23 protein-coding genes and 1 pseudogene are annotated in these 21588 nt (G+C 31.7%); 12 read left to right on the forward strand and 12 right to left on the reverse strand.

The genetic code is table 11. The features are described from left to right. Nucleotides 1-243 precede the first annotated feature (243 nt). The 3 genes and pseudogenes from ES044_RS15040 to ES044_RS15050 form a co-directional block, all read left to right on the forward strand. Nucleotides 244-1161: pseudogene (locus ES044_RS15040) on the forward strand (SDR family oxidoreductase); the annotation flags it as partial. Between the two features lie 132 nt (nt 1162-1293). After that, on the forward strand, nt 1294-2343 hold the full coding sequence (locus ES044_RS15045) for a putative zinc-binding metallopeptidase (protein WP_147120153.1): 1050 nt from the start codon (nt 1294-1296) through the stop codon (nt 2341-2343). Between the two features lie 66 nt (nt 2344-2409). Beyond that, entirely contained in the window at nt 2410-3720 is a 1311-nt protein-coding gene (locus tag ES044_RS15050; RefSeq protein WP_147120154.1) for a DEAD/DEAH box helicase, read from the forward strand. Nucleotides 3721-4256: 536 nt separating this feature from the next. Here ES044_RS15050 and ES044_RS15055 read toward each other — a convergent pair. From ES044_RS15055 to ES044_RS15065, 3 genes are all read right to left on the reverse strand, one after another. After that, nucleotides 4257-4997 (reverse strand): acyl-CoA desaturase, encoded by a 741-nt coding sequence (locus ES044_RS15055; RefSeq protein ID WP_147120155.1) that lies wholly within the window; start codon nt 4995-4997, stop codon nt 4257-4259. 58 nt (nt 4998-5055) lie between these two features. After that, nucleotides 5056-5625 carry a Crp/Fnr family transcriptional regulator gene (locus ES044_RS15060; RefSeq protein ID WP_147120156.1) on the reverse strand — a complete coding sequence of 190 codons (570 nt, stop codon included), beginning with the start codon at nt 5623-5625 and terminating at the stop codon, nt 5056-5058. 91 nt (nt 5626-5716) lie between these two features. Then, the gene (locus ES044_RS15065) at nt 5717-6616 is read right to left on the reverse strand and encodes a DMT family transporter (protein ID WP_147120157.1); all 900 of its coding nucleotides are present in this window, start codon (nt 6614-6616) and stop codon (nt 5717-5719) included. A gap of 215 nt (nt 6617-6831) precedes the next feature. On the opposite strand from ES044_RS15065, the gene ES044_RS15070 reads away from it, so the two are divergent. The 3 genes from ES044_RS15070 to ES044_RS15075 all read left to right on the forward strand — a co-directional run bounded on the left by ES044_RS15070 (nt 6832) and on the right by ES044_RS15075 (nt 8958). After that, nucleotides 6832-8238, forward strand: a complete 1407-nt coding sequence (locus ES044_RS15070; RefSeq protein ID WP_223269228.1) for a family 16 glycosylhydrolase — start codon at nt 6832-6834, stop codon at nt 8236-8238. Then, nucleotides 8222-8392 carry a T9SS type A sorting domain-containing protein gene (locus tag ES044_RS19035; protein ID WP_223269229.1) on the forward strand — a complete coding sequence of 57 codons (171 nt, stop codon included), beginning with the start codon at nt 8222-8224 and terminating at the stop codon, nt 8390-8392. Before ES044_RS15070 ends, ES044_RS19035 begins: the two co-directional genes overlap by 17 nt. 188 nt (nt 8393-8580) lie before the next feature. Further along, nucleotides 8581-8958, forward strand: a complete 378-nt coding sequence (locus ES044_RS15075) for a DoxX family protein (protein WP_147120158.1) — start codon at nt 8581-8583, stop codon at nt 8956-8958. Here the strand turns inward: ES044_RS15075 and ES044_RS15080 are convergent. From ES044_RS15080 to ES044_RS15100, 5 genes are all read right to left on the reverse strand, one after another. Further along, the gene (locus ES044_RS15080; protein ID WP_147120159.1) at nt 8955-9305 is read right to left on the reverse strand and encodes a DoxX family protein; all 351 of its coding nucleotides are present in this window, start codon (nt 9303-9305) and stop codon (nt 8955-8957) included. The genes ES044_RS15075 and ES044_RS15080 overlap by 4 nt on opposite strands. 301 nt (nt 9306-9606) lie before the next feature. After that, complete coding sequence (locus ES044_RS15085) at nt 9607-10413, reverse strand: type 1 glutamine amidotransferase domain-containing protein (RefSeq protein WP_189663308.1); 807 nt, start codon at nt 10411-10413, stop codon at nt 9607-9609. Nucleotides 10414-10421: 8 nt separating this feature from the next. Beyond that, nucleotides 10422-11582 (reverse strand): iron-containing alcohol dehydrogenase, encoded by a 1161-nt coding sequence (locus tag ES044_RS15090; protein ID WP_147120160.1) that lies wholly within the window; start codon nt 11580-11582, stop codon nt 10422-10424. A gap of 28 nt (nt 11583-11610) precedes the next feature. Beyond that, entirely contained in the window at nt 11611-12243 is a 633-nt protein-coding gene (locus tag ES044_RS15095) for an NAD(P)H-dependent oxidoreductase (protein ID WP_147120161.1), read from the reverse strand. A 31-nt stretch (nt 12244-12274) separates the two neighbouring features. Further along, entirely contained in the window at nt 12275-12859 is a 585-nt protein-coding gene (locus tag ES044_RS15100) for a TetR/AcrR family transcriptional regulator (protein WP_147120162.1), read from the reverse strand. Between the two features lie 448 nt (nt 12860-13307). Here ES044_RS15100 and ES044_RS15105 point away from each other — a divergent pair, with 448 nt between their 5' ends. Further along, complete coding sequence (locus ES044_RS15105; protein WP_223269230.1) at nt 13308-13616, forward strand: antitoxin Xre-like helix-turn-helix domain-containing protein; 309 nt, start codon at nt 13308-13310, stop codon at nt 13614-13616. Nucleotides 13617-13675: 59 nt separating this feature from the next. Then, nucleotides 13676-14155 (forward strand): RES family NAD+ phosphorylase, encoded by a 480-nt coding sequence (locus ES044_RS15110; RefSeq protein WP_147120163.1) that lies wholly within the window; start codon nt 13676-13678, stop codon nt 14153-14155. A 179-nt stretch (nt 14156-14334) separates the two neighbouring features. Here ES044_RS15110 and ES044_RS15115 read toward each other — a convergent pair whose 3' ends face one another. The 3 genes from ES044_RS15115 to ES044_RS15125 form a co-directional block, all read right to left on the reverse strand. After that, nucleotides 14335-15585 (reverse strand): mechanosensitive ion channel family protein, encoded by a 1251-nt coding sequence (locus ES044_RS15115; protein ID WP_147120164.1) that lies wholly within the window; start codon nt 15583-15585, stop codon nt 14335-14337. Nucleotides 15586-15748: 163 nt separating this feature from the next. After that, nucleotides 15749-16387, reverse strand: a complete 639-nt coding sequence (locus tag ES044_RS15120) for a thiamine phosphate synthase (protein ID WP_147120165.1) — start codon at nt 16385-16387, stop codon at nt 15749-15751. Nucleotides 16388-16446: 59 nt separating this feature from the next. After that, nucleotides 16447-17058, reverse strand: coding sequence for a DEAD/DEAH box helicase (locus ES044_RS15125; RefSeq protein ID WP_147120166.1), 612 nt, complete (start codon nt 17056-17058; stop codon nt 16447-16449). A gap of 343 nt (nt 17059-17401) precedes the next feature. Between ES044_RS15125 and ES044_RS15130 the strand changes: the two genes are divergently transcribed. The 4 genes from ES044_RS15130 to ES044_RS15145 all read left to right on the forward strand — a co-directional run bounded on the left by ES044_RS15130 (nt 17402) and on the right by ES044_RS15145 (nt 20663). Continuing rightward, a complete protein-coding gene (locus tag ES044_RS15130) occupies nt 17402-17977 on the forward strand; it encodes a Crp/Fnr family transcriptional regulator (protein WP_147120167.1) in 576 nt (191 codons plus the stop codon). Between the two features lie 82 nt (nt 17978-18059). Continuing rightward, complete coding sequence (locus ES044_RS15135) at nt 18060-19163, forward strand: alkene reductase (protein WP_147120168.1); 1104 nt, start codon at nt 18060-18062, stop codon at nt 19161-19163. A gap of 16 nt (nt 19164-19179) precedes the next feature. Continuing rightward, entirely contained in the window at nt 19180-19605 is a 426-nt protein-coding gene (locus tag ES044_RS15140) for an OsmC family protein (RefSeq protein WP_147120169.1), read from the forward strand. Between the two features lie 2 nt (nt 19606-19607). Beyond that, nucleotides 19608-20663 carry an NAD(P)-dependent alcohol dehydrogenase gene (locus tag ES044_RS15145; protein WP_147120170.1) on the forward strand — a complete coding sequence of 352 codons (1056 nt, stop codon included), beginning with the start codon at nt 19608-19610 and terminating at the stop codon, nt 20661-20663. 148 nt (nt 20664-20811) lie between these two features. Here the strand turns inward: ES044_RS15145 and ES044_RS15150 are convergent, their stop codons facing one another. After that, a complete protein-coding gene (locus ES044_RS15150; protein ID WP_147120171.1) occupies nt 20812-21558 on the reverse strand; it encodes an arylesterase in 747 nt (248 codons plus the stop codon). Nucleotides 21559-21588: the final 30 nt, after the last annotated feature.

Raw genomic sequence — 21588 nt, forward strand, 5'->3', positions numbered from 1 at the left:
GAATAGCTTTTAGTTTATCGGCATGTTTTCTTTGTTTACAATTACGGTGTAATTGTTTAATTGTAATTTTCTCTTCTTGTGATAATTTTATAGTCATACATCTGAATATCAACAATATAAAGATACTAAATATTACTCAAAATAACAAAAATATAGTGCTTAAATAACTGAAAAACAGTAATTTAATATCAATAATTAGACCATGAAATTTTATGTTCCCGAAAACCTAAATGTATTGAGTATATCCACGGATTAGATTTAAGACATATACCAAGTGTAGAGATTTTTTGCAATTATATTGAGCAAAAATATGATCGCTTAGATATTTTAATCAACAATGCAGCCCAAACCGTAAGAAGACCATCCGGATTTTATGCGCATTTAATGGAGAATGAGAAAACACCAAGTAACCAGCTTCCTAAATTAGCGCAACAATTACTAGAGAATCATCAAGAATGTTTAAAAGAAATATCAGATTTAAGTATTTCATCCATAAAAACAAGTAAAAATAATGTGTTGCCTGTAACTTGGCATGGACCAGAACCAGGAATCGGACTGCGAAACTCGGCAGAATTATCTCAAATTCCGTATAGTTTTGACAATTCACTGCAAACTGCAGAAGTTTTTCCTGAAGGAAAATTAGATGCAGATTTGCAACAAGTAGATTTAAGAAAAACGAATAGTTGGCGCTTAAGATTGGGGGAAATTGAAACTACAGAAATGGTAGAAGTTCAGTTAGTAAATGCTGTTGCACCTTTTGTATTGTGTAATCGTTTGTCAAATTTAATGATGGAGAAAAACACTGGTAAAAAACATATTATTAATGTTTCTGCCATGGAGGGGAAATTTCACCGATTTAAAAAAGTAGACCGACATACGCACACAAATATGGCAAAAGCTGTTTTAAATATGTGAACACATACTTCATCAGCAACGTTTGAAAAGAAAGGGATTTATATGAATGCTGTTGATACAGGTTGGGTTACCGATGAAGATCCTGCTGAATTATCAAAAAAGAAAGAAGAAGTACACGATTTTCAACCACCTTTAGATATTGTTGACGGCGCAGCAAGAGTAATGGATCCTTTAATTGACGGAATTAATTCAGGAAAACATTGGTCGGGGAAATTTTTAAAAGATTATTTTCCGATAGATTGGTAATTTTAAACTTTAAAGACAGCTTCTAGAATTTCAAGTGTTTTCTGAAAAAAATCCATAAAACTGCAGTTTTTTTTCAGAAAATTGTTCGGTTAATTAGACTAAATTTGCGGCTCGCAAAAGAGTATTATAATTATGAAAATATTTCAGTGTGGTTACTGCAACCATTCCATTTATTTTGAAAACGTAGAATGTGATAATTGTGGTCATGTATCTGGTTTTAGAGCGGAAAATCGTAAAATGCTTACGTTTGCTGCTGTTGGTGAAAAACTTATTTCAGATAGAGAAGGTATTGAATATAAGTTTTGTAAAAATAAAGAATATGAAGTTTGTAATTGGCTTTTAGAAAAAGAGTCTCTAGAAGAGTATTGCACTGCCTGCCAATTAAATAGAACAATTCCTAAACTTGCGGATGCAGATAATTTTGAAAATTGGACGCACCTTGAAATTGCAAAACATCGTTTAATTTACCAATTGCAGAAAATAGGGTTGCCTTTGCCTAATAAAATGGATCATGATGAAATTGGTTTATGTTTTGATTTTGTTGCAAAACTAAATAACCCAAAGTTAATGACCGGACATGCAAATGGCATTATTACTATTTTAATTAGTGAGGCCAATTCTGTGTTAAGAGAAAAAGCACGCAAACAATTTTCTGAACCTTATAGAACATTAGTTGGGCATTTAAGGCATGAGGTTGGGCATTATTTTTGGGAAAGATTAATTAGAAATAATCCAGAAAATTTAGCCGCGTACAGAACTATTTTTGGCAATGAAGAAAAAAATTATGGAGATGCCTTAAAAGAATATTATAAAAAAGGAGCTCCTAAAGATTGGCAAAAATCTTTTATTAGTAAATATGCCACGTCTCATTCTTGGGAAGATTGGGCAGAAACTTGGGCGCATTATTTACATATTATGGATATGGTAGAAACGGCTTACTTTTTTAGAATTAGCGTAAAACCAACTGGCAAAAACCAAACTTTAAAGACAAGAGTTTCTTTTGATCCTTATAAAATAGAAAATTTTGATAAGATTGTACAAACATGTGTTCCCTTATCATTTGCCGTAAATAGTATGAATAGGGCAATGGGAGTGCCAGATGTGTATCCTTTTGTAATTTCACCTGCAATTATAGAAAAGTTAAGATTTATTCATCGACTTTTGTTACCGCAAAGAAAATAGTAGCTTTTAGAAATATAGAGTACTCAAAATTAAGAATATAAATAGCGTAAAATTTTAGCAATAATTATGGCAAATCACATCAAAGGGCAAGAAGAGATTTTAGAAAAACTGAATATTAGTCAACTAAATCAGATGCAAGAAGAGGCAATTGCTACCATTTATAAAAATGATAACGTAATTCTATTATCACCAACAGGAACAGGAAAAACATTGGCTTTTTCTTTACCATTATTAAAAAGATTAGATCCTACGATAGAAGAAGTGCAAGCTTTAATTTTGGTGCCTTCAAGAGAATTAGCTATTCAAATAGAACAAGTAATTCGTTCTATGGGTTCTGGCTATAAAGTAAATGCAGTTTATGGAGGCAGACCGATGTCTAAAGACAAAATAGAATTAAAGCATGTTCCTGCCATTTTAATAGGAACTCCAGGTAGAGTTGCAGATCATTTTGCCAATGAAAGATTCTCTAAAGATTTTATAAAAACATTAATTTTAGATGAGTTTGATAAGTCTTTAGAAGTTGGTTTTGAGTATGAAATGAGAGGAATCATTAATCAATTAATAGCTTTAGATAAACGAATATTAACGTCTGCAACCCAGGGAGTTGAGATTCCTGAATTTGTTGGTTTAACAAAACCCAACACGGTAAATTACTTAAAAGCAACAACTTCTAAATTGTTGATTAGAGCAGTAATTTCTCCTGCAAAAAACAAGTTAAATACCTTATTACATTTACTAAATCATTTAGGAAATCAGCAAGGAATTATTTTCTGTAATCTAAAAGATAGCATCAACAATGTGAGTACTTTTTTAGAAAGTAAAAACATCAGACATGGTTGTTTTAGCGGTGGCATGGAGCAAAAAGATAGAGAACGTTCTTTGATAAAGTTTAGAAACGGAACCAATCAAATTTTAATTGCAACAGATTTAGCAGCAAGAGGAATTGATGTTCCTGAAATGAATTATATAATTCACTACGAATTACCAAGAGAAGTTGAAGAGTTTACCCACAGAAATGGCCGAACAGCAAGAGTTTCAGCAAAAGGAACTGCGTTTGTAATAAAATGGAAAGATGAAACTTTACCAGATTTTATTAAAAATCCGCAAGTAATAGATATTTCTAAACAAGCGGAAAGAGAAGCGCCCTACTGGGAAACGTTATTTATTTCTGGCGGAAGAAAAGACAAAGTTTCTAAAGGAGATATTGCAGGTTTGTTTATCAAACAAGGAAAATTGACCAAAGATCAAATAGGAGATATCGAATTAAAACAAGATTGTGCTTTTGTCGCTGTTCCTTTAAGTTTAGCGCACGGATTGGTAGAGAAATTGAATAATTCTCGTTTAAAAAAGAAGAAAGTTCGTATTTATACCGTTTAAAATAGTATTTCTGTGTTTCCAAACACCAAATTTTTAGCTGATAAAATAACTTTGTAAGTAGCAGTAAGTAGAAAGTTCAAAGAGAAACAACTAAATTTTCAAAAATTGTTTAATCGATAGAAATCCCCGATGCTCTACGTCGGGGGTCAAGATGAAAGTTTGAGCCCTAGGTTTTATCAAACTGAAAATAAGGTTTTTTTCCGCTTGATACTTCGATGGCTCTGCCTCAAGGTTGTTCATAGAACAATTTTTAAGAGGTCCCATCGAAACATCAAAAAAGAATAAGCTTTTAATATTTCGATGCATAACGAACAGGATATTAAATCCAAAAACCAAACACTTAAACAAGCCTGTTTACCAGAAAGGCAGGTTCAGAACATGGAGTGAGATTAGGCTGCCTATCGTACAAGCTGGGTTAACTTATAATTTTGAATTCACAGCGTTGCTATTTTTCAAAATTGATTTTCACAAATAAAAAAATCTCCCGAAGTTTCGAGAGATTTTTTTTGCTAATAAATATATTAAAATTATAAAGGCTAGCTTTTTATTGGTATAGCTTTTAACTTTATAATTTTAAAGAAATCTAAAACTTTTATAATTAAATACGTGATATCAACTTCATGCCATTTAACACCAAAGTTAGCGCTACTAGCATGTTTATGATGATTATTATGATATCCTTCGCCCATCATTAAAAAATCAAAATGAAAGAGGTTTTTACTCGTATTTTTCATTTTATAATTTACGTAACCATAAATATGACCAAACCAATTGATAATTACACCATGAATTGGCGCCATTAAAAGTGCTATGGGTAATAAAGCCCATTGCCATAAAGCTGTAGTAAAGTAAGCAAAAAATCCGATATAAAATGCAATCCAAAGTACTCTAGAGAAACGAGAACTTGCAAAAGAATCAAATGCTTTCCATTGCGGAACATTTTTAGTAAACTTTTTATCGACAACGATGTTTTGTTCATTAATATCTTGGTAAATTGTTTTTGTTTTCCACATCATCGCAAATAAATTTGGATCATGAGATGGCGAGTGAGGATCTTTTTCAGTATCTGTATAGGCATGGTGCATTCTGTGCATAATACCATATCCATACGCACTTAAATAACTAGAACCTTGAAAAATCCATGTTAAAACAAAAGTAATACGCTCCATCACTTTAGACATTGTAAAAACCTGATGCGCCGCATAGCGATGTAAAAAGAAAGATTGAAAAAATAAACCTCCGTACCAAAGAGCCAATATAAAAATTATTATAGTCATTTGTTTTTTTGTACAAAGATAATGGGATATTGTTAAACAAACAATGAATCTAAATCAATTAAACACGTTTTCTTATACGGCTTAACGCTTGGGCTGTAACACCAATGTAAGAACTAATATATTTTAGCGGAATCACTTTTAAAAGTTCTGGTCGTTCTTTAAATAACCTTTTGTAACGCTCTTCTGCTGAAAGATTTAACAAATTTTGTTCTCGTTTAGATTTGATCAAAAAAAGACGTTCTGCCGTTAATCTACCAATTAAATTACCAATTTGAGTTGTTTTATAAACTTCTTGTAAATCTGCGTACGTAATACTTAAAAGTGTAGTTTCGGTTAGTGTTTGCAACTGATATAGAGACGGTTTTTGTCTTAAAAAAGAATCATAAGCACTAATAAATTGATCCTTAAAACTGAAGCCAAAAGTAATTTCTTTTTCAGGATTTTCTTTTGGTATAAATAAGCGCACAACACCAGATTCAATAAAAGAAATTCGGTTTTCTATCTCATTAATCTTTAAAAAGACCGTTTTTTTCGGAATAACATGACGCTGTAGTTTTGATGTAAAAAAATCCCAATCAACTTTAGATATGGCAGCCGTTTTATCTAAATATGCTTTTATTTGTTCCACTTTTTAAGATGCTAATTGTTTAAATAACAAATATAAGGATTCAGATAATTAATTTTCACTAATTAACTTGATAATAAAAAAAAATGCGTTTTTAAGAGTATAAAATTAAAAATACTCCAACCATAATACCACCTAAAGGAATTAATTTTTTACGTTTATTTTGTTCCTTAAAGATCAAACCGCCAATAACAACAGCAATTAAAATTTGACTTCTTTTAATTGCCGATAATAACATGATCAAAGCATCTGGATCTTCTAAGGCCTTAAAATAAAAATAATCTGCAGTTTGTAATAGAACTCCGACGGCAATAATCGTCCAACGAAATGTAAAATCTTTTCTTTTCTTCGGATAAGGAAACCAAGTGATCGATAAAATAACCAGTAGAATTAAAATTGTATACCAACAAAACCAAAATTGCAAGGTTTGCGGATTTAAAGCCAAAGTCTGAATTAAAAATTTATCATATAAACCACTAGAAGCTCCTAAAAAAGTAGCACCAATGATGGCAAAAATCCATTTATTTCTTTTAAAGTTAATGCCTTCCCTTTTTCCGATTTTAGAATATAATAAGACAGAAAAAATGATTAGAAAAAAACCAATCCATTGCAATGAAGTAGGATTTTCATCATAAATAAAAATTGCTCCAATAAATGTAAAAAACGGACCTGCAGAACGTATTGGAGTTACAATGGTAATTGGCAAATGTTTTAACGCTTGATATGCCAAAACCCAAGAGCCCGTCATAATCATCGATTTTACACCTATAAAACCATGCGTTTGCCATGAAATAGGAGTGATGTAAAAACCAATTTGTTTGGTATATTCAGAATCATATATAGAAATAATATAAAGAGGAATAAACAATAAGAAACCAGACAATAGTGCGCCTAAAAGTACGGGTAACACTTCATTTCCTTGTACTGCATGTTTTTTACACAAACTGTGTAGTCCTAAAAAAAGTGCTGATAATAATCCTAAATACATCCACATAGAGCGCGCGAAGATAGTTTTTTGAAGTATTGTGGAATTGCATTATTCCATTATTTTTTAAAAAAATAAAACCAAGGAAATACGTACAATTTCACAACAGAATCATTAAAAAAGTGCTTAAAAGAAGCAATATTTTAATTTTGTATGGGTATTGTATGGTAACTTATAGAGGCAACTATTAGGGTAATCAGTATTTTTGCTCCAAACAATATCTTATGAAATTAAATTACATTGTTGTATTTTTACTGTTATTTATGTCGTCTTTAATAAACAGTCAGCAAATGCCACTTGATTTCTCTGAAACTGCAGATAGTTTTATTCCGTTTAATGGTTCAGGCTTTTCAACACGAAACGATTCAAATGGCAATACTGGTGGGGTTGGTCAATTTTATAATGATGGTACAAATGCCGGACAAGGTTTTTATTTAGATGTTGCTGTTGATTTAGATATTGAACAAAAAATAACGTTATCTTTTTATTCTTTTGATCCCAATCCTCATAACATTCTTTTAAAGTTAGAAAACGGAACAAACCCTGGTGTAGAAATTAAAAAATCATTTACAGTTCCAAGTCCTTCTAATTGGAAAACAATTAGTTTCGATTTTAAAAACGCAAACTACATTTTAAACGGAACGAATGTAAGCGCAACCGGCATGTATTCTAGATTAGTTATCGTGATAGATGAAGGAACAACTACTGCTGGTGCCTATTTAATTGATGATGTTTCAGATGGTTCGGTAGCAACAGACCCTAATGTTTTGGATGTAATTTATACCGATTTAGTATGGTCTGATGAATTTAATACTAATGGTGCTTTAGATACAAACAAGTGGTTTCATCAAACAAACGGACCCAATGGCGGCAGATGGTACAACGAGGAATTACAACATTATACAAATCGTATTGAAAACTCTTTTGTGTCAAACGGAAACTTACATATTGTTGCAAAAAAAGAAAACTTTACACAAAATGGAGTAACTTTAAATTATACTTCTGCAAGATTAAATTCTAAATATGCATTTACGTATGGTAGAATGGATGTAAGGGCAAAACTTCCATTTGGTAAAGGAACTTGGCCTGCAATATGGACTTTAGGTAAAAATGTAAACGAAGCAGGAGCCTATTGGCAAACCCAATGTTTTGGTGCAACCAATTGGCCGGCAACAGGAGAAATAGATATTATGGAACATGGCTTACATGCAACAAACGAGGTGTCCAGTGCTTTACATACCCTAGATCAAAATGGGAATACGTCAAATACAGCTACAAAAACACTTCCTAATGTAGCAGAAAATTTTCATGTATATTCTATGATTTGGTCTCCAGACCAAATTACTTTTTTAATTGATGATATTGCATATTATACCTTTAAACCCTCTCCAAAAAATGAACGAACGTGGCCATTTGATAAAGACCAATTCTTGTTATTAAATATTGCAATGGGTGGTTTTTCTGGAACACCAAATGCTAATTTTACAGAAAGTAGTATGCTCATAGATTATGTAAGAATCTTTCAAAATAATAGTTTGAGTGTAGTTGATACTTTTGCTGACAAGTTTTTTGTTTACCCAAATCCTAGCTCAAATTTTATCACAATTAAAACAAATGAAAAAAATAGATAAAGTATTATTTTACAATACTTTAGGTCAATTGGTGATTAATAAAACGAAAGCGACCAAACAGCTTATTACAAGAAATCTAAATTCTGGATTGTATTTTATAAAAATTTATTCAGGAAACAAAACTATCACTAAAAAAATAGCGGTTACTCAATAACCAAAATTCTTTTTTAGTTTAACAATCTTATTCTAATTTAGAGCTAAATTTAGATGCGCTCTTAAAAAATAGAAATGAAGCGTATCTAAATGCTTTTAAATGCGAATGAAAACAAGTTTGATAGATATTAACGACCGGCAATGAAATTATTTTTATAACTTCGTGTAAACTAATTAAAATAAAAATTAATGGATATAATAGACTACATCATTATCATATTAAAAGTAATTGTTGGTATCAGTATTTTAAATGTTTGGCTTCTTCAATCAAAAAAAGCGACAAAATGGAGAGGTGGTGATGCTCAAAATATATTCGAGGAATTTGAATATTATGGTTTATCGAAGTCTTTTTGCTATGTAGTAGGTTTTTTAAAAGTAAGTTTAGCTTTAATGCTATTGATTTCAATTAAATTTGAAGAACTAACTTTAGTTGCAAGTGCAGGACTGGCTGCTTTATTATTAGGTTCGATTATTATGCACCTCAAAGTTAAAGACGAATTGTACAAATCATTTCCGGCATTTTTGTTTGTAATAATGAATGTAGCAATTGCTTATTTTACAATTTAAAAATATTTGTAAAAGGCTTTTATAGCGATAAATAAATTTAATACTGCAAAAGTAAAAGAAGGAGACGATTTTATAAAATTGTCCTTAATTTTTAGTCGTACTATAAAGCCAGCAAACATCAACAAAAACAATCCAATAGAAGCTAATAGCAGTAATATTGGGTAAAAATAAAGACCTATTAATAAACCCGCCGCACCAAATAATTGCAGAAAACCAGTTAATCTTCTATAATTTGGCAATTTATAACGATTAAACTCATCAATAATAAATTTTGAATAAAAGCAGTTTATTCCGAAGTAAATAAATGCCAAGCTAGAAAACCAAGTTAATACAGTAAGTAAATTCAAAAGGTGTGTTTTAAGTTAACTATTTATAGTGCACAACAAGATTACAAAAAAACTACAACAAAGAGAGTTCACAAGCCAACTTTATATTGTAAAAACTGTTAACTTTAAGCATAAATTTTTTAGATAGAAGAACTGTTTTCACTGTTTGATTTTATATTTTATCAACCTAAAAAAGGTACGCTTATTTAATTATTACACAATCAGATACTTGTATTAAAATGAAGTACTTTTTGTTTTTTTTTGTAGTAAACATAAAAAAGGTTGCCCAAACGGGCAACCTTTTTTATCGAAGTGGTTTAAATTATTTTAAACTTTCTAATAACTTTTCAGCTACAAGCTCTGATGATGCAGGGTTTTGACCTGTAATTAAATTACCATCTTGAATTGCATAAGCCGCCCAATCTTCTTTTTTAGAATAAATAGCGCCATTTTCATTTAGCATATCTTCTACTAAAAACGGAACAACTGATGTTAATTGTACAGCTTCTTCTTCTGTATTTGTAAAACCAGTAACTTTTTTACCTTTCACTAATGGAGTTCCGTCTGAATTTTTTACACTTTTTAAAGCGGCAGGAGCGTGACATACAAAAGCAATTGGTTTTTGTTGACTGTTAAATTTTTCAATTAGAGCAATTGATGTTGAATCGTTCGCTAAATCCCATAACGGTCCGTGACCTCCTGGATAAAATACAGCGTCAAAATCTTCTGGATTTATATCTGCCAATACTTTTGTGTTTGCAATTCTTTGTTTTGCATCTGCATCTTTATCATAGCGTGCAGTTGCTTCTGTTGCCGCATCTGGTGAAGCACTACTTGGATCTATTGGTGCAGCACCACCTTTTGGAGTTGCAATCGTAATTGTTGCGCCTTTATCTAATAAGGTATAATATGGGTTTGCAAATTCTTCTACCCAAAATCCTGTTTTATTTCCTGTATCTCCTAATTGATCGTGAGATGTTAATACAAATAAAATGTTCATTTTTTTATCTTTTTTACTGATTATTAATGCTTCTAAATTTTTTTTAGAAGTCGTTTCTTTTTTTGTTTCATTACAACTAGATGCTGTAATAATTGTGAACGCAAGCGCTAGTATTGTAGTTATTTTCATCTATGAAATTAGTATGACATTTTTACTATTTTTTCAACTTTATCAGGTGATAATGATTGATGCTCACCTAATCCTAACCAGCCACGCTCTGTAAATCGTTTTGCTATTTCTTCAGCAGTTCCTTCGTACTCTTTTGTATACTCAGATAACTTTGTATCGATGCCTAATTCATGAAAAAATGCTTCCGTTTTATCAATGGCTGCGTATGCTTTTTCTTCGAGACTACCTTCTGTTATATTCCAAACACGTTCTGCATATTGCGCTAATTTTTCTTTTTTAGTTTCAAAATTAAACTTGTAATGGCTAGGAGCAAGCACTGCTAAAGTACGTGCATGGTCTATACCAAACAAAGCCGTTAACTCATGACCCATACCGTGTATTGCCCAATCTGTTGGCACACCTTTCTGAATTAATCCGTTTAAAGCCATGGTACAACTCCACATAAAATTAGAAGCTGCTTTATAATCTGTTGGGTCTTTTAAAACCTTTGGAGCCACTTCTATAATGGTTTGTAAAATACTTTCTGCAAAACGATCTTGTAATAAAGCACCATTAGGGTAGGTCATATATTGCTCTAAAACGTGCGTAAAAGCATCTGTTAATCCGTTTGCTAATTGACGTTGCGGAATAGACTTTATTACTTGAGGATCTAATATTGAGAATACAGGAAACAAACCAGGACCGCCCATAGACAGTTTTTCTTTGGTATCTTTTCTTGTAATTACAGCACCAGAATTCATTTCAGAACCTGTGGCAGGCAGTGTCAATACAGTACCAAAAGGCATTCCTTTTTCGGTTTTAATATTTTTACTTAAAATATCCCAAGGCGTATCGCCTTCATATAAAGCAGCAGAAGATAAAAACTTGGTTCCGTCAATAACAGAGCCGCCACCAACAGCCAATAGGTAGGTTATTTTTTCGTCTTTAATTACTTTTAAAGCGTCCATTAAAACTGAATATTCAGGGTTTGCAGGAATCCCTCCAAACTCAACAACGGTTACTTTTGATAAAGCAGTTTTAACTTGTTCGTAAATTCCGTTTTTTTTAATACTTCCGCCACCAAACAGTAATAAAACTTTAGCATCCTTTGGTATTTCACTTTCTAATTTTTGTATCGAATCTTTTCCAAATATAATTTTGGTAGGATTCTTAAATTCAAAATTGTTCATCTTCTTTCTATTTTTTATGATTTACTAATTATTCAATTACAGTCACTAAATCTGTCATTGGTTTTCGCACCTTTTTAAGATTCACCAACCAATCTTCTTCTTCTTTTCTATACCCCAAAGGCAATAAAACGGCGCTACGCAATCCTTTTTCTCGCAAACCTAAAATTTCATCAACCGCTGCGGCATCAAAACCTTCTAAAGGAGTTGCGTCTACGCCCTCAAAAGCGGCAGCAATTAGAGCTTGAGAAAATGCGATATATGCTTGTTTTGCAGCATGATTAAAGTTTTCTTCTTCCTCTTTTTGAGGATACGAGCCTAATAACATCTGGCGGTAATTTTCCCATCCTTCGTTTTTAAAGCCACGAATTTCGTTTGTTAAATCGAACATATAATTAATTCTGTCTGCAGTATACGTATCCCAGGCTGCAAAGACGAGTAGGTGAGAGCAATCTGTAACTACTGATTGATTCCAAGCGATTGGTTTAATTTTTTCTTTTACCTCTTGATTTTTAATCACAAAAATTTCAAAAGGTTGCAAACCACTAGATGTTGGCGCTAATCGAGCTGCTTCCAAAATACGTTCTATTTTAACTTCAGCTACTTTGTCACCATTCATTGCTTTAGCAGCATATCGCCAATTTAACTTATCTAATAATTCCATTTTTATAATTTTTATTTTTGTTTGTTATTGTTTATTTAATCACTCTAATACTGTTCCAAGCCGCTACATATGCTTCTTCTATATGCGTTGTATCTAAAGTAAATGCGCTTCGTTGTGCTGACATCATTAAAAATGAAAGCGGATTAATTGCATACGCATACAAAAGATATTCTGATATTGGTTTAATAATTCCTTCTTCTATACCACGATTCCAAAGTTCTAAAAGTGGTTCTAAATGTTTTATACCTTCTTGTCTGCTCGTTTCATCAATCATTGGGGTATTATCACATTGTGCCAAAAACATTGCGTTTTCAGAATCTTTTAGTTTAAAATCTGCAATCCGTTTCCAAATAATCTCAAAACCCTGTTCTACAGACATATTTTTATGGTAGGTAGCAAAAGCATAATTAGTATATGCTGCTTTGACCTCTATGTAGGTCTGATTTACTAAATCTTGTTTGTTCTCGAAATATAAATAAATTGTAGCTGGCGATACTTTTGCCATTTTAGCAATTTTACTCATGGGTGTTGCATGAAAACCGTTGTTGTTTACCAACCCGATTGTTGCTTTTATCAGCGAATTTCTTTTGTCTATGCTTTTCTGAAGTGCTGCCATGTTTTTTGTTTATGGTGCAAATATACATAAAAAATGAACGTTCATTCTTTTTTTTGCGCTAATATATAAATACAGTTATAAGAATAATTGATTTGGTTAAGTTTCAAAAAATAAACAAAGAATCATTGATAGCTAATTTGAAAAAGAGTTGATTATTAAAATTAAGGTACACAAAAAAATAAAGTAGAAAAGATACAGCCTTGGTAAGTTCGATAGGAATTCCTTGCAACAGCTTTAGAGCTTATTTAAGAGAATAATTAAATTATAGCAAAATGTACTATATGTTTACAACAAATATACTGGTATGGGCATAAAAAAAAGTAAACAAACGTTTAGAACTAAAACATTATATCCTAAAAAAAGTATCCATAGAGCAACAACTAGCAGACATGAAAGTCCTAAATGAACCATAGAGGTTGCAGATGGTACATACGCTTGGATCACAAAGATGGGTAGGTTAGGTATTATTAGAAGTGGATTGCCTTATGCATCAATTGAAGTAATAAGCACGAGAACGAATTTACCTATAAAACAAGTTTTGCGCTTACTGGGTGTTGCTCAAACTACTTATAATAAAAAAAAGAAAGATAAAGATTTACTTACGGGTAGAGATAGTGAAGTAGTTCTAGTTCTTACAGAATTACTCGATTTTGGGTTAGAGGTTTTCAATAATGAAAAAGAGAAGTTTCAAAGTTGGCCAAAAAAACCAAATATTTTCCATGGAAGTGTTTCACCAGAAAGCCTATTTGATTCGTAAACTGGAATTCAAAGAGTTAGAAACAGTATAAATAAACTTGAATATGGAAACATGGCTTAATGAGAGTATATAGAATTGAGAGAGAGAAATATTTAGAAACCACTTTAAAAGGTTTTGGAACAGCAACAGCAGAAGCCTATCGTCGGAACAGTCTCAACACGTATTTAGTTTACACGGCTGAATCACGAACACTTGCAATTTTAGAAGTTTCAGTCCATTTAGACTTCAGTGAAGATTTGCCAACCGATAGATATTATGTTGAGATGGATATTCCTGATGAAATTGAAATTTTAGAATTAAAAACCAAAGATTTACCAAGCAATTGGGATACACATCCGCCATCTCTTGAAACACAATACATCGGAGATGATTTTGTAAAAAATAATGAAGCGGCAGTTTTAAAGATGGCAAGTTGTATTGTTCCTCTTAAATATAATTTCTTAATTAACCTTAAGCATTTCGGGGCAAAAAGAATTACCGTAGTTGCAAGAAAACAATTAACTTTTGACAAAAGGTTTAAAAAGGTTGAGCTACAATAATTCCAATAAAATAATAAGTATTGGAATCGTTTATAATCCATAGCTTGGTCCGTTCCCATTTGAAAAATCTATAGATTTACCAAATCCAATTTTTATTTAGAGAGTTTTGTTCTGTACCACTTATCAGATCATATGCCTAAATGTTTCAAGAAGTTCCATTCGAAATAAAATAGTTGTACTTAATCCTTAAAATTGATAAAACTCGAATTACTTGGTAATTCAAAAATTTCTAAATTAAAATAAGGGACTGCAGCAATTACATGATCAAAAATATCAGACATAATATATTCGTAATTTTTCCAACGTTTATCGCTACTAAAAGCATAAATTTCTAAAGGAATTCCTTGAGTTCCTGGTGCTAACTGGCGCACCATAATCATCATTTCTTTATTAGTACCAGAATGATTCTCTATATAGGTTTCAACATATTTTCTAAAAACACCTATGTTGGTTAGATTTCTACCGTTTAAAAGCAATTCTTTGTTGATGTTATTTTTAGTATTATGTGCATCAATATCTGCCTGACGTGTTTCTAGATAGGTGTTAATAGACTGCACTTTTTTAAAATCTTCTACTTCTTTATTCGATAAATAATGAATACTATCTAACTTAATATTTAGAGATCGTCTAATACGTCTTCCACCAGAATCTGTCATCCCTCTCCAGTTTTTAAAAGAATCAGAAATTAAAGCATACGTAGGAATTGTAGTAATGGTGTTATCAAAATTTTGAACTTTTACGGTAGATAAATTAATTTCGGTAACATCTCCATCTGCACCATATTTTTCGAAAGTTATCCAATCTCCAATTCTCACCATGTCATTGATAGAAATTTGAATACTAGCAACAAAACCCATAATAGTGTCTTTAAACACTAAAATAATTACCGCAGAAGCCGCACCAATTGTGGTAATAAATTTAATAAACTCAATACCTGTCATAATTGCAAAAGCAGACAGAATTCCGATTACCCATGCAAAAATCATAAATACTTGAATATAACTATCGATAGGCTTATCCTTTAAACTTGGTAAGGTTTTAAAGTAATCTTTAATGGTTCTTAAAAGGCTTCTAACAATCCAAAGTATAAGAATAATGGTAAACACTTGCAATCCTTTGTGAGCAATATTTTCACTGTAAGGGAAATCGACGAAAATAAACGGAGTAAATTCTAAAGAAAAAATCAGCGGAATAATATGTGCAATATTTCTTGGCGCTTTGTTTTTTATTAATAAATCGTCGAAATTTGTTTTAGTTTTTGACGAAAAACTTGTAAATACTTGCAATAAAATTTTTCTGACAAGAGCATGGACTAAAAATGCAGCTACCACTGTTAAAATCAGTAAGGTTAGCATATTTATATATGCCGCTGCTGTTTCAGTAAGACCAGTTGTTACTAAATAATCGTATAATAAATGTTCAATATTCATAAGTATTTAGTTTTAAAACTTAAACTTTTAATGGTTATTAAAAACGAAATCTGACTTATTTATTCTTTTTATTTTAAATAAAATAGTATTGATAATTAGTTTCCGAAATCAAAGACTGTGATACACTACCTATATTTTATTAAAATAATTAATTAAATCCTCTTTAAAAAGTATGTCTTTGTTCTTCTGTAGCTGAAGCACTTAATAACTCGTTAAATAATTTTACACTATTAAAATCGGCTGTAATTGCATCAGAAACCCCAATTCCAGAAATACCTGTTTCTAAAATATCTTTTACATCTTCTGGGATAATGCCACCCATACCTATAATTGGTGTATCGGTTTTTAAAACATCTAGAATAGCTCGGTAACCGTTTAAACCTAAAGCTATCTCTAAATTTTCTTTAATTTTTGATCCCTTAAAAGGACTTAAACCAATATAATCTACTTGTTTGCTAATGACTGTTTCGCACTCTTGAATAGTGTTTGCGGTTGCACCAATTATTTGCCAAGTATATATATGAGTTCTTGCAATTATAGGACACACATCTGAAGTTTCTAAATGAACGCCATCTGCTTTTACCTTTTTTGCTACTTTATAATGACTGTTTATAATCAATCTGGTTTGGAAATGAGAAGTAATTTCTCTGGCTTCTTCTGCAAATTTTAAACATTTTTTTTCTGAAATATTTTTTAAACGCAATTGCACCAATTCGGTACCTGCAGAACATGCTTTTTGAATATTTTCTAAATGTTCTTTAGGAGAACTTCCTTGAGATAAATAATGTAATTTAGGAATCATAAAATATAAATTTTTAATCGAATGGGGTCAGAGAAAGAAATAACAGCGTCTTCAAATTCTTACATAGCGATTGTTCTTGCGTGTTTCATAAAATAAGATTCAAATCGTTTTAAAAAAGGATGCATTTTTTCTGAATAAATTACAAATTGGCATTTGGTTAGGCTTTGGGTAATTGCCATCATTTCTGTAAGGGGGGTATTCTGGTTTAAAAAACCCGCATCATCGATGCACAACATTTTTAGTTGCGTGGTATTTACGCCATTTAATAAAAACAATTTGTTCATAATTTTAGGCGTAGCAATAAGAATATCTGCACCTTCAAATATTTCTGATTTTAGCATATCAATATGTAACTTTTCATCACACAGATAAACGCGCAATGAAGTACGTCTTGTATAATCAGCAAAAGAATCATTTAAAGTTTTTGCTTTTTCGTTATCACCCACTAGAATAATGGCTCTTGGTGCCGTGCCTACTTCTTCACATTTTAATTTTTGCATGGTTGTGAGAATCAAAGCCGTTGTTTTTCCGCTATTTTCTGGCGCAACACAAAAAATATTGGCGCCACTTTTTATAACAGAAATACTTTTGCTTTGAAATGGCGTAGGAGTCGTTATTTCAAGATCTTCTAGCTTATCTTTTATTGCTACATGTAATTTTTTAAAAGGCATAGGAGTTCACTAAAGTGTTGTTTTGCGTAAGATTTATAATGAGCGCAAAGATACAATTATATTGATGTAATTATTTTTTCTAGCATTTGTTTTCTTTGCCATGGTTTTAGAGAAGGCTCGCTAACTTTTTTTGTACACTAGTACATCTTATTTATTTTTTAAATTCTTGTTCGCTATTTATTTGTAAATCTATTTTAAAAATGGTGTGAAGATAATTTTAATAATAAAGTATTGATTTATAGTTATTTGTAAATATTTTTGTTTGATAAAAAAAACCTATATAAAACCACCTGAATCATAAAATTTATCATTTTAAAGCTAATTATTTTACCATCTTTGTAGAATGCATCAGTCTATCAGTAATCACATCAAACAGCATATCAATCCGTCCGAGATCGATTTACAAGTATTTAATGCTGCGTTAAATGAAATAACGGTTCGTAAAGGTCAGTTTTTACTAAAACCAGGGACCCACGTAAAACACGAATATTTTGTACTAAAAGGATGTTTAAGTGCGTATTATATGGATAGTAAAGGAAATAAATGTATTATTCAGTTTGCTATAGAAAATTGGTGGGTTGGCGATTTTGATGCTTTTTACAACCAAGTGCCCTCTGTTTTGTATATCGAAGCTATTGAAGACGCTCAATTAATATCGATTCATTATGATCATCTGCAAAAAATTTATGCAGAAGCGCCCATCTTTGAGCGTTACTTTCGGCTTTTAACCACTAAAGCATTTATAGCGCAACGCAAACGGATTTTATCAACTTTAGAAAAAAACACACAAGAACGGTACCTTGAGTTCTGTGCGTCCTATCCGAATATAAAAGAAAGAGTTCCTAATTATAATATTGCAAATTACTTGGGGGTTTCTCCAGAAAACTTAAGCAGAGTAAGAAAGAATCTAAAAAGTTAAATCTGTCTTAATTGATATAGATCAAGTAGATTGATGTGTTAGTTATGTAGCTTTGTTTTAATTAATAAACAGAATAAGACACATGAACAAACAATTTCTATTAACTCCATATCATAAAAACATTAATTTAAACAATCGCGTTGTGATGGCACCCATGACGAGAAGTAGAGCAGATAATGAAGGCAATGTGCCAACGGATGAGCTACATGGTTTATATTATGAACAGCGTGCATCTGCAGGCTTAATTATTACAGAAGGGGCTCAAGTTTCTAAAAAGGCGGTGGGTTATATTCACACTGCGGGTATATATTCTGATGAACAAGTAGAAGGCTGGAAAAAAGTAACCAAGCGTGTGCACGAGAAAGGCGGAAAAATATTTATTCAATTATGGCATGTTGGTAGAATATCGCATCCAGATTTTCATAACGGAGATTTACCACATTCAGCATCAGCTTTAAATCCTAACGAACAATCGTATACTCTTGATGGATTTAAAGATACCGTTACGCCAAAAGAAATGACGGTTGAAGAAATTAAAACTACAGTTCAAGATTTTAAAAATGCCGCTGCAAACGCAGTAAAAGCAGGTTTTGATGGTGTAGAAATACATTCTTCTAATGGTTATTTATTTCATCAATTTTTTAACGGATCTTCTAATAAAAGAACAGACGAATATGGTGGAAGTAATGAAAATAAAGCACGTTTCTTTTTCGAAGTTTTAGATGCGATTAAAGAAGTGATGCCACAAGAAAACATTGGAGCACGTTTTAATCCGTCTTTACATGGCTTATTTGGCATGACGATGGATGAAAATACGATTCCGACTTTTGAATACATTATTAAAAAATTAAATGATTATGATTTAGCATATCTGCACTTATCGGAACCTTTTACAGATGTTTCAGAAATATCATACGCTGTAAAGGAAATCGCTAAACATTTTAGACCATTATACAACGGAACATTAATGATTAATGCTTCTTTTGATCAAGAAAAAGGAAATAAAGTAATTGAAGAAGGGTTCGCAGATTTGGTGGCTTATGGCAAACCATACATCTCAAATCCAGATTTAGTAGAGCGTTTTGAAAACAATTTGGCTTTGGCTGAATGGAATCAAGATACGTTTTACACCACAGGAGAAAAAGGATATATAGATTATCCAATAGCTTCTAAACAAATAGTTTAATTTAAAAACATATCATATGAAATTTACAAGAAAAGCGAATGCTGCATGGAAAGGAAGTGGAAAAGACGGACATGGAAATCTAACCACAGGAAGTAAAGTTTTAGATAAAACACAATATTCATTTCATACAAGATTTGAAGATGGAGAAAAAGGAACGAATCCAGAAGAATTAATAGGCGCAGCGCATGCAGGATGTTTTGCAATGCAATTAAGCTTCTTCTTAAATGAGGCCGATTTTACAGCAACCACTCTAGATGTGGATGCAACCGTAACTTTTGAAGACGGAACCATTACAAAAATAACCTTAAATTTAGAAGGAGATGTACCAAATATCGATGCAGAACAATTTCAGCAAATAGCACACAAAGCAAAAGAAGCGTGTCCTATTTCTAAATTACTAAACACAGAAATCGAATTAAAAGTAACCTTAAAAACCGCATAATAATGGCAACTACAACAGTAAAAGCATACGGTGCAACAGCATCAACAGAAGATTTAAAACCTTTAGATATTCAAAGAAGAGCAGTAGGGGTCGACGATGTTAAAATTGATATTACTTATTGTGGGGTTTGTCACAGTGATATTCATACTGCAAAAAACGATTGGAAAGGAACAAAATACCCAATAGTTCCTGGGCATGAAATTATTGGACGTGTAACAGCGATTGGTGCGAATATTAGCACCCATAAAGTTGGCGATTTAGTAGGTGTAGGTTGTATGGTAGATTCTTGCCAAACCTGTTCTTCTTGTGAGCAAGATCTTGCACAATTTTGTGAAAAAGGAGCAACGTTTACCTATAATAGTCCCGATCCACATATTGAAGGCGCACAAACCTATGGCGGTTATGCAACATCGGTAGTGGTTGATGAAAAATTTGTATTACGTATTCCAGAAAATTTAGATGAAGCAGCAACGGCACCTTTATTGTGTGCAGGCGTTACAACTTGGTCACCTTTAACACACTGGAAAGTGAAAAAAGGAGATAAAGTAGGTGTTATCGGTTTAGGAGGATTAGGGCATATGGGCGTTAAATTTGCCAATGCATTAGGTGCTCATGTGGTCATGATTACTACATCACCAGAAAAAGGAAAAGATGCAAAAAGATTAGGTGCACATGAAGTGATGGTTTCTAAAGATGCCAATGACATGAAAAAACATCAGGGTAGTTTCGATTTTATTCTAAACACCATTCCTGTTGGTCATGAAATGAATCCTTATTTAGGATTGCTTAAAATTGATGCAACGATGGTTTTAGTTGGTGCAGTAGAGCCTTTAAAACCATTTCATGGAGGAAGTATCATTATGGGACGTAAGCGTATTGCTGGCTCTTTAATTGGCGGAATTAAAGAAACACAAGAAATGTTAGATTTTTGTGGGGAACATAATATTACCAGTGATATTGAGTTAATCGATATGCAAGATATTAATACCGCTTTTGAACGTATTATAAACAACGATGTTAAATATCGATTTGTAATTGATATGAAATCACTTAAGTAAAATAGTTTTTCTATAAAGTATAAAACAGCATCTAAAATTATTTTAGATGCTGTTTTTTGTTTAATAAATTTATTAGAAAACGAATAAGAGATACCTTTTAAAAGTTTCTCCTCCCCGTGGCTCCTATAAATTATAGCCGTAGTTATTTTTAAGAATCTAGTAATGATTCTAAAACTGCCCATGTATTTTTAGCCAATATTTGATGACCTTCTTTTGTAGGATGTATGCCATCTGCTTGGTTTAATTCAGGAACACCGCCAACATCCTTTAATAAAAACGGAATTAATTTCAATCCATTTTTTTTTGCCAATTCAGGAAAAATAGTTTTAAACTCTGTGATGTAATCGATACCCATATTTGGTGGAAGTTGCATGCCCGCTAAAACTATTTTTGTTGCAGTATTTTTTGCAAGTACAGCATCAATAATAGCTTGTAAATTTTTTCTTGTTTCTTTTAAAGGAATGCCGCGTAAACCATCATTTGCGCCTAATTCTAATATAAAAATATCTACTTTTTGATTCAGAACCCAATCTATTCTGCTTTTACCACCAGCAGAGGTTTCACCGCTTAAACCAGAATTTATAACCGTATATTTTAATGAAAGTGAGTCTATTTTAATTTGAATTAATGCAGGAAAAGCATCATTGATATCGTCTAATCCATAGCCAGCCGTTAAACTATCACCAAAAAACAATACCTTTTTTGTTACGACTTTTTCTGCTTTTTTACTTTCAGTTTTAATGGAAGTTGTTTCTGATGTTTTCGTTTTTTTAGAAGTATCCGATCCGCAAGAAAGTAATAGTACTACTGATGAAAAATAACATAACTTTAAGAAAATATTAGAGCTACAATCCTTTACATTTAAATTCAATTGTTTATTTTTCGACTTTATCATTTTTGAGTAAAATTATATGAAATAAATACA

It is taken from the genome of Polaribacter sp. IC066, from assembly GCF_007997085.1.
Taxonomy (GTDB): Bacteria; Bacteroidota; Bacteroidia; order Flavobacteriales; family Flavobacteriaceae; genus Polaribacter.